Genomic DNA, 8,764 nt, shown 5'->3' on the forward strand with positions numbered 1-8,764 from the left:
CCATTTGTTGTGGTTGGAAGTATGGATGATGACAATGTTGTCCAGGTTGATCATGATCACAGAAGTGCATGCCGTGAGCTTACATCTATACTGCTTGCCAAAGGAATGACTAAGGTAGCCCTCATGGGTGGCAATAAGAATCATGTGGTAACCCTCAACAGGTATAGAGGATATCTTGATGCGATGGAGGATATGGAGGTACCGGTAGATAACAGCCTGGTATACTTTGATATAGATAATTCCGTATTATGTGAACATGCCATTGAAGAGATAATGAAGCAGAAAGCAGAATGCATACTGTGTATGGATGATGGAATATGCCAGAATGTACTTAATATACTGGATAAGAAGGGCATAAAGGTGCCAACTGATGTGAGAGTTGCGTCATTCTACAACAGCTCACTTCTGAACAATTACCAGCCTGCGATCACATCGCTCCAGTTTGATCCGCGTGAGCTTGGAATGGTGGCATGTAAACTGCTGGTGGATTTTATAGAGGGCAACGAAGTTAAGAAGAAGACACATCTGGGTTATGAACTCAGATTAAAAGAGTCAACGAAGTAATTCATAGTTATATATCCTTCCTAGAGGGGCGTCAGTGTTTGGCTGACGCCCTGTTTTTATGTGAAAAGGGCCAGAATATGCGCAATATGCGCAAAAAATGATGCGCGACGGGCATGAAAATACACCATAGAATATTGCTGTTATAGCAATATTCTATGGTGTAACAAAGAGGAAAGTAATGAAAAAACGGCCTAAATGAGTGTAATAATGGCTAGAAAAGGAAATGAAACATGAAAATCTCACATATGGGATTGCGGATGATTAACAAATATTACCATATATAGTGCACAACGCAAACGGGTGCGCAAAATATAACGAACATGGAAACGTTTCCAAATGAAGCGGCTTGTGCAAAATGTATATTTTTTTATTTTAAAAGTTATATGAATTAGTAGTTGACAACAATAAACAGAACTGATAATATATAACCATAAAGAACAACCGATTGCGCACGGGAAACAATAAGGGCAACTAATTTTCTTATTATTTATTTAAAGAGGAGGACATAAGAATGAGAAAGAAAGTTTTATCATTAACACTTGTTGCTGCGATGATGGCAGGATGCCTTGCGGGATGTGGCAACGCAGATTCAAAGGACGAAGGAACAACAGCAGCTGCTGGCGACAGCACAACACAGGCTGCAGCATCAGATGATGCGATTCAGAACTTAATTGATGCAACAACAGGAACTGTAGATCTTTCGGTATGGGCTTCTGAGGAAGATCAGGATCTCACAACACAGGTTATTGAAGAATTCAAGAAAAAGTATTCAGATGTTGACTTCAACATCACACTCGGAGCCGAGTCAGAGTCAAAGACAAAGGATGATATCCTGGTAGACGTTGAGGCTGCTCCTGATGTATTCGCATTTGCTGATGACCAGATCAATGAGCTGGTTAAGGCTGGAGCACTTCAGCCGGTACAGGCTACATATACTTTTGATGTTGCAAACGAGAATGTAGCAGCTTCTGTTGAGGCAGCTTCTGTTGATGGAACATTATATGCATATCCAATGACAGCAGATAACGGATACTTCATGTTCTATGATTCATCAGTATTCACAGAGGATGATGTTCAGTCACTGGATGCTATGATCGAGGCAGCAAAGAAGGCAAATAAGAAGATTGCTATGAACGTATCAGATGCCTGGTATGTATACTCATTCTTCCAGGGTGCAGGTCTTGACCTTACACTTAACGATGACGGACTTACAAATACATGTACTTGGAATCAGGCAGGCGGTACAGACGTAGCTCAGGCAATTCTTGATCTCTTTAAGACTGGCGCATTTGTAGATATGGATGATCCTACACAGGCAACAGCAATCGCTGAGGGTACGATCTGTGCAGCAGTTAACGGAACATGGAGAGCGGCAGACGCTCAGGCAGCATGGGGCGAGAACTATGCAGCAGCTAAGCTTCCTACATACACAGTTGCAGGCAAGCAGGTTCAGATGGCTTCATTCTCAGGATGCAAGCTTGTAGGTGTAAACCCACATTCAAAGAACGTAGGCTGGTCAATGCTTCTTGCTGAGTATCTTACATCAGAGGATACACAGGTTACAAGATTTAAGCAGAGAGGCCTTGGTCCTTCAAACATTAACGCTTCAGAGTCAGAAGAAGTTAAGGCTGATCCAGCTATATCAGCTCTTGCAGCTCAGGCAGCATATGCAACACCACAGCGTGTAGGCGGCAACTACTGGACACCAGCTGAGACACTTGGTTCAATCCTTGCCCAGGGTAATCCGGACGGAACAGATCTTCAGAAGCTTCTCGACAATGCTGTAGAAGGAATTGAAGCACCTGTATCACAGGAGTAATCTCAATTAAGAAGTACTTTGAATAATATTTATAGGTTATAATGAGAATGCCTCATATGTCATTCGTGGCATGTGGGGCATTTTAAAAAGAGAGGAGCTTTTTCATGAAGAAAATATCAGGATTCTTTAAAGCCATAGGAAGATACTTCAAGAATTTTGGTGTTGCTTTTGCAAAAGGTGATATATGGGTTAAGCTCTCAGCGGTTATCATGGGTGCAGGTTACTTCGCAAGAAAGCAGATCGTCAATGGTTTGATCATGCTCATCGTTGAGGCTGCGTTTGTGTTGATGTGCGTAGGCTATGCGGCACCAAACCTTGCCAAATTTGGAACTCTTGGAACTGTAAAGTTTGAGCAGGTATTTGATCCACTCACCATGCAGACAACCACTAATAATTACGACAATTCTTTCCAGATCCTTCTCAATTCGGTGGTTGCGTTGTTCATCATTCTTATATTCGTGCTTTTCTACATTCACAATATCAAGACAGTGTACAAGCTTCAGCAGATGAAGGAAAATGGAGAACATATAAATACATTCAAGGAAGATATGAAGTCACTCTTCAACGAGAAGTTCCACATAACACTTCTCACACTTCCTACAATTGGTGTAGTCATAATGAATATTCTGCCGATACTTATTCTTATAGCGGTGGCATTTACCAATTATGACCAGCAGCACCTTCCACCAAACTCACTGTTTACATGGGTGGGCTTCAAGAACTTCGCAAGCCTGTTCTCAAACAGCATGACAGTTACATTTGGATATTCATTCAGAAAGGTTCTTGGCTGGACACTTGTATGGGCGGTCATGGCAACATTTACCACATTCATAGGCGGTATCCTTCTTGCCAAGGCAATCAATTCCAAGACAACCAAGCTGCCAAAGATGTGGAGAACACTTTTCATCATATCAATAGCAGTTCCACAGTTCGTAACACTGCTTTTGGTTAGAAACTTCTTTGCTGATTCAGGTATTGTGAACACTATCTGCTCAAATATTGGTATCACAGACATGCTTAAGCATGCAGGACTTGTCGGTGAGCATCTTACATATATACCGTTCCTGACCGATCCTCACTGGGCAAAGGTAATGATCATTCTCATCAATATCTGGGTCGGTGTTCCATACCAGATGCTGATCGCAACAGGTGTTCTGATGAACATACCTACAGATCAGATTGAGAGTGCAAAGATTGATGGAGCAACAAATTTCCAGGTGTTCTGGAAGATCACAATGCCATATATCCTGTTCATTCAGGGCCCGGCACTTATAACAGACTTTGTAAAGAATATCAACAACTTCAACGTAATCTACCTGCTCACACAGGATGTATTCGTCACACAGAATCAGGCGCTTGCCAATTCGCATGCAAAGGAAGTTGACCTTCTTGTTACATGGTTGTTCAGACTTACAAATGAATACTACGACTACAAGATGGCATCTGTTATCGGTATCATAGTATTTATCATATGTGCAGCATTTACACTTATATCATTCTCAAGAATGATCTCAGGAGATAAAGAGGAGGAGTACCAGTAATGAAGAAAACAATAGGTTCGATCGTTAAACATATCGTATTACTTGTCCTCGCAGTTATCTGGCTGGTTCCAATCATCTGGCTGGTTGTCACCTCATTCAGCGGATATAAGGGAATCAACACAGCGCATTTCTTCCCAACTAGCTGGTCTATGGACAACTTTGTTCAGCTGCTCACAAGACCTGACTCGGTTGTGCAGTATGTGTCATGGTTCAAGAATACACTTATCATTGCAGTATTTACATGTATCATCTCTACTATATTTGTAATTATGGTCAGCTATGCGATGAGTTGTATGAGATTCAACGGCAGAAAACAGATCATGAGTGCGTCGCTGATACTCAACATGTTCCCTGGCCCACTTCTCATGATAGCAATTTACTTTATCCTGAAGATGCTGGGACTTACAAACAGCCATTTCGGTATGATCATAGTTTACTCAGCGGGATCGGGACTTGGATTCCTCATCATGAAGGGATTCATGGACACAATACCAATGTCACTTAAGGAGGCTGCCAGACTTGAGGGCGCTTCGGAGGCAAAGATATTTATGAAGGTAATTCTTCCTCTGTGTAAGCCAATAGTAGTGTATCAGGTAATCAGTTCTTTCCTTATACCTTGGGGCGATTTTGTATTCGCAAAGCTTATGCTCAACTCAGGAGTTTCGAAGGACTGGACAGTAGCTATAGGTCTTTACAATATGCTTGAAAAATCACTTGTCAACAAATACTTCTCAGTATTCTGTGCCGGCGGTATCGTGGTAGCTATCCCTATCTCAATACTGTTCGTCATCATGCAGAAGTACTATGTAGAGGGTGTAACTGGCGGTTCTGTAAAGGGTTAAGGCGGACGGTCTGAGAGAAATTAGAAAATTTATTTTGGGCAGGTGTCTGCGTACCGGATGGACCACATATGGATGGTGGTGTGGATGCCTGCTATAATTAGCCCTAAAATAGGGCAGACAGGATGAAAAATGAGGATATTGTCGCTTATTTGGGGACAATTATCTTTAGATCAAAAGGTTACAACATATACGAAATAGGAGATTTAAGATATGGAGAATACATTTATTGTAAACATTATCCATCGCCCTGAGATGGTTCCTGAGTATGCCGAGAAGGTTACAGGCCATGGTCAGGCAGAGGATATCGGAAGAAAAGCTCTCCTCACAGAGTCACTGGACATATTCAAGTTCCAGCAGGAGACAGCTCACAAGAACGGACTCAAGACTACTATTCAGATGACATATGCCAGTCTTTTCAATGAGGAGGCTGTATCACTCGCCAAGGAGCATCATGAGAAGTATGGAGATGAGATAGCGCTCTCACTTATCGGACTTCCTTGCACAGAGTTCAGAGAGAAGTACAAGACCAAGGACTTCTGTATCTGGATGTTCTCAATGGAGGACAAGAAGAATATCGTCGATGACGTATTTGGAAAGTTCCATGATATATTTGGCTTTTATCCAGTGTCTACAGGTTCATACTACATGGACGCAGAGCTCACAAACTACATTAAGGAGAAGTACCCATCAGTTAAGTGTGCAGTTGCAACATGCTGGGAGGAGGGCCCTAAGGCTTACCACACATGTAACAACTCATGGTACACACTGTTTGATGGCGGCCCATGGAATCCATGGATACCTTCAAAGCAGAACACACATGCACCTGCAGCAAATGAGGCTGAGGACAGCGGAATCGTCGCTATCCCTCATCTTTCAAGAGATCTGCTGGCATGTTACGATGGAAATGGTTCTAACTTTGGTACACATCCACAGAACGTTCTCCGTGGAATGATCTATGACAGCAAGACATGGGAGTACCCATATCTGTACAACCTTATCGACCAGTATCGTCATCTGGCTAAGTTCAACAATGGATATTCATACAACATGATGTTCGTTGGACCGGGCTGGCTGAATAAGATGGGACGCTGGGAGGCTCCATATGAGCTGCTCAAGAAGAGCTACGAGGACGGAATGAAGTATTATGGCGACCTGAAGAAGGAAGGCAAATGTATCGACATGACAATGGCTGAATTTGCTGACTTCTACAGAGAGAACAAGACATACGAGGAGCCTGAGTGTGCTCTTTGGAAGGATATACTGTACGGATCAGACAAGCAGATATTTTGGTACTGCGATCCATACATGAGAGCCCAGATCAACATGGATCAGGGCGGTGCGATCGTTGACCTCAGACCATACGCTGCAAAGCTCAACTGGCCTGTAGGTATCGGAACTCCACATGTTCAGGATGCTTCATATCCATTCCTGATCCAGGAGAAGTACAGAGCAGGATATTTCACACACTATGCTGGAGAGGGTACTGTAAGAAGTGCCAAGATCAGCTACAAGGGTGAGGAGGTCGACCTCTGTCTGTGCAGAACAAAGGCAACATTCTCGCAGGAGGGAAGCACAAGAATCCTTACACTTGACCCGGTTGACATCGAGTTCTACGATCTGACAGTTAAACTTCAGACAAAGATATATTTTGAGGAGGGTTCATCCAAGATAAGACATGAGAGAACTATCCTCGAGATGAGCAACCCTGATGCAGAGGTTGAGATCAATGAGTACATGGTGGCATGCTACGGTACAACAGAGTACCCAGAGGACATGACAGGAATCACTCTCACAGCAAAGAATGCTTCAGAGAGCAAGTCACTCACATATGAGTACAAGTGCAGAGAAGAGGATCTCGCAGGCGCCGATGAGGTGTCAGCAGTTATACCTGCGATCGAGACAAAGGCTGCCATGGGAGCATCAGGCAGTGACGCAACAGGATATTTCAAAGAGGGATATGCGTTCTCGCCAATGTTCACTCTTGGTTATACAAAGACACTTAAGGATAAGGAGGTATTTTCAACATGGCTCAGTCTGGAAAAGGCAAATTAAATTACAGATGTCCAATGTGTTTTATGAGAGATCTGGATATAGATATGTTCTATGATAAGGACAAGAAGGAATACTACTGTATCCGTTGTCAGTATGTTGGACCAGAGGAGGACGTTCTGGCAAAGAACGAGCTCATCAGAATAAAATATGGAAGAATGTATGACAGGATTACATTTGACGACTAGGTGACAGATGTCATCTTGATAGAAGGCCGCCGACAGATGAAGATGAACTGGTACATCAGGGGTATGCAGAACATTTTTCTTCGGCGGCTGTTCTTGGTTATAACAGGTAGTAAAATAAATGCAGGTGAAGGAGACAAAAATATGGCAGATTATATAAAGGGCGTGGATCTCTCCGCTGTTGCCGAGGTTGAAGAGCTGGGTGCGAAATATTATGACAATGGTGTGCAGGGAGATATATTTGACATACTTAAGAACTATGGTGTGAATTCTGTGAGACTTCGTCTGTGGAATGATCCGTACACGGAGGACGGCGTACCTTATGGTGCGGGCACAAATGACCTTGAGGTATACAAGAAACTCGCGAAGCGCGCTATGGATCATGGAATGAGCATTCTGCTTGATTATCACTACAGTGAATTCTGGGCTGACCCGGGCAAGCAGAGGGTGCCCAAGGCGTGGAGAGGCATGGATGCGGATCAGCTTGAGCAGGCTGTGTACGACTACACAAGGGAGACTCTTTTAGAGATGAAAGATGCGGGCGTTTTACCTCAGCTTGTTCAGGTTGGAAACGAGCTTACAAACGGACTGATGTGGCCGCTTGGGCAGAAACCAGAATATGACAATATCGCGAAGTTTGTGAGCGCAGGAATAAGGGCGGTCAGATCGGTTGGCTCTGATATTCCGGTCATGATACATCTCGACAATGGTGGCAACAATCCTATGTATGTGGACTGGTTTGACCACTACATGGAAAGAGGAGAAAATTTTGATATAATTGGAATGTCGTATTATCCGTTCTGGCATGGAACCATGAAGGAGCTAGAGGCAAATATGCGGGATATGGCGGATAGATATGGCAAAAAGATAGTTATTGCTGAGGTTTCCATGGGATTTACCATGGAGGACTATGCTGACTATGAGAAACTGGGGCCTGACGATAGAAAGGGCTATGCCACAAAACCTTCACTGGTGGAGAATCTTGACTACCCTATGACACCTGAGGGACAGGCGGAATTTATGAACGACATAATGAAACTGATAGATGATGTTCCCGGTGGCGATGGCTTTTATTATTGGGAGGCAGGCTGGATACCAGTACCGGGAAGCGGCTGGGCTACGGAAGGTGCTCTGTCATATATAGAGGAGTCTGGACCATGCGGAAATGAATGGGCAAATCAGGCACTTTTTGATTATGACGGACATGCTCTGCCGGCACTTAAGACTATACGTGATTACAAGCCGCTGCACAGCGACTATCCACTTAAGTGAATTATGGGGACGGAGGTGTCTGTCCCCTCCGTCCCCGTGGTTTCTGATAGTAAAGTACATATTTTTGATACATTTGGATATGTTTTGGTTGGGCGGGTCTGTGTATAATATATACAGATGCGCCCTTTTAATATATTTGGCAAATTTACAGATGGGGGACAGGATGGGTTGTTCTGATTGATCAGGAGGTAAGGTATGAAAAAAGTAGCATTGTTCATGGATGGCTGGAAGAGGTATTTCACCTATGCCTGGCCGCTGGGATTTATGCAGAAGATAAAGGAAGCCAGGGCTGATGTTAATTTGTACATATTCAACAGCAACGGCAATTGGAACAGGGACGACGGTTACAGCTATGGAGAATACAATATATACAATCTTCCGGAGCTGACAGACTTTGATGGGATCATAATATCTGTCAACAATATTAAATATCCGGAAGTCACGGCGGAACTGCTGGACAGGATAAGGAAGAGCGGAGTTCCGGCTATAAGC

7 protein-coding genes and 1 pseudogene are annotated in these 8,764 nt (G+C 43.5%); all 8 read left to right on the forward strand.

Annotated features, from left to right (window positions below; translation table 11 throughout):
• The coding region (locus CCU_RS09955) for a substrate-binding domain-containing protein (RefSeq protein WP_208896155.1) at positions 1-564 on the forward strand (564 nt) is incomplete at its 5' end.
• A 511-nt stretch (positions 565-1,075) separates the two neighbouring features.
• Positions 1,076-2,383 carry an extracellular solute-binding protein gene (locus tag CCU_RS09960; RefSeq protein WP_015534549.1) on the forward strand — a complete coding sequence of 436 codons (1,308 nt, stop codon included), beginning with the start codon at positions 1,076-1,078 and terminating at the stop codon, positions 2,381-2,383.
• A 104-nt stretch (positions 2,384-2,487) separates the two neighbouring features.
• Complete coding sequence (locus CCU_RS09965) at positions 2,488-3,924, forward strand: carbohydrate ABC transporter permease (RefSeq protein WP_015534550.1); 1,437 nt, start codon at positions 2,488-2,490, stop codon at positions 3,922-3,924.
• On the forward strand, positions 3,924-4,766 hold the full coding sequence (locus CCU_RS09970) for a sugar ABC transporter permease (protein ID WP_015534551.1): 843 nt from the start codon (positions 3,924-3,926) through the stop codon (positions 4,764-4,766). Before CCU_RS09965 ends, CCU_RS09970 begins: the two co-directional genes overlap by 1 nt.
• A gap of 210 nt (positions 4,767-4,976) precedes the next feature.
• Positions 4,977-6,818 carry a hypothetical protein gene (locus tag CCU_RS09975; RefSeq protein WP_015534552.1) on the forward strand — a complete coding sequence of 614 codons (1,842 nt, stop codon included), beginning with the start codon at positions 4,977-4,979 and terminating at the stop codon, positions 6,816-6,818.
• Positions 6,791-7,003, forward strand: a complete 213-nt coding sequence (locus CCU_RS09980; protein ID WP_015534553.1) for a hypothetical protein — start codon at positions 6,791-6,793, stop codon at positions 7,001-7,003. The genes CCU_RS09975 and CCU_RS09980 overlap by 28 nt, the downstream gene beginning before the upstream one ends.
• Before the next feature lie 141 nt (positions 7,004-7,144).
• Positions 7,145-8,272 carry a glycoside hydrolase family 53 protein gene (locus CCU_RS09985; protein ID WP_208896156.1) on the forward strand — a complete coding sequence of 376 codons (1,128 nt, stop codon included), beginning with the start codon at positions 7,145-7,147 and terminating at the stop codon, positions 8,270-8,272.
• Between the two features lie 195 nt (positions 8,273-8,467).
• Positions 8,468-8,764: pseudogene (locus tag CCU_RS09990) on the forward strand (GGDEF domain-containing protein); the annotation flags it as partial.

The organism is Coprococcus sp. ART55/1, assembly GCF_000210595.1.
Classification (GTDB): Bacteria; Bacillota; Clostridia; order Lachnospirales; family Lachnospiraceae; genus Coprococcus; species Coprococcus aceti.

Bases quoted from the DNA above. Each gene is read 5' to 3' on its own strand.
- CCU_RS09965 (WP_015534550.1), top strand. From the start codon at position 2,488: ATGAAGAAAATATCAGGATTCTTTAAAGCCATAGGAAGATACTTCAAG.
- CCU_RS09975 (WP_015534552.1), top strand. From the start codon at position 4,977: ATGGAGAATACATTTATTGTAAACATTATCCATCGCCCTGAGATGGTT.
- CCU_RS09960 (WP_015534549.1), top strand. From the start codon at position 1,076: ATGAGAAAGAAAGTTTTATCATTAACACTTGTTGCTGCGATGATGGCA.
- CCU_RS09980 (WP_015534553.1), top strand. From the start codon at position 6,791: ATGGCTCAGTCTGGAAAAGGCAAATTAAATTACAGATGTCCAATGTGT.
- CCU_RS09970 (WP_015534551.1), top strand. From the start codon at position 3,924: ATGAAGAAAACAATAGGTTCGATCGTTAAACATATCGTATTACTTGTC.
- CCU_RS09985 (WP_208896156.1), top strand. From the start codon at position 7,145: ATGGCAGATTATATAAAGGGCGTGGATCTCTCCGCTGTTGCCGAGGTT.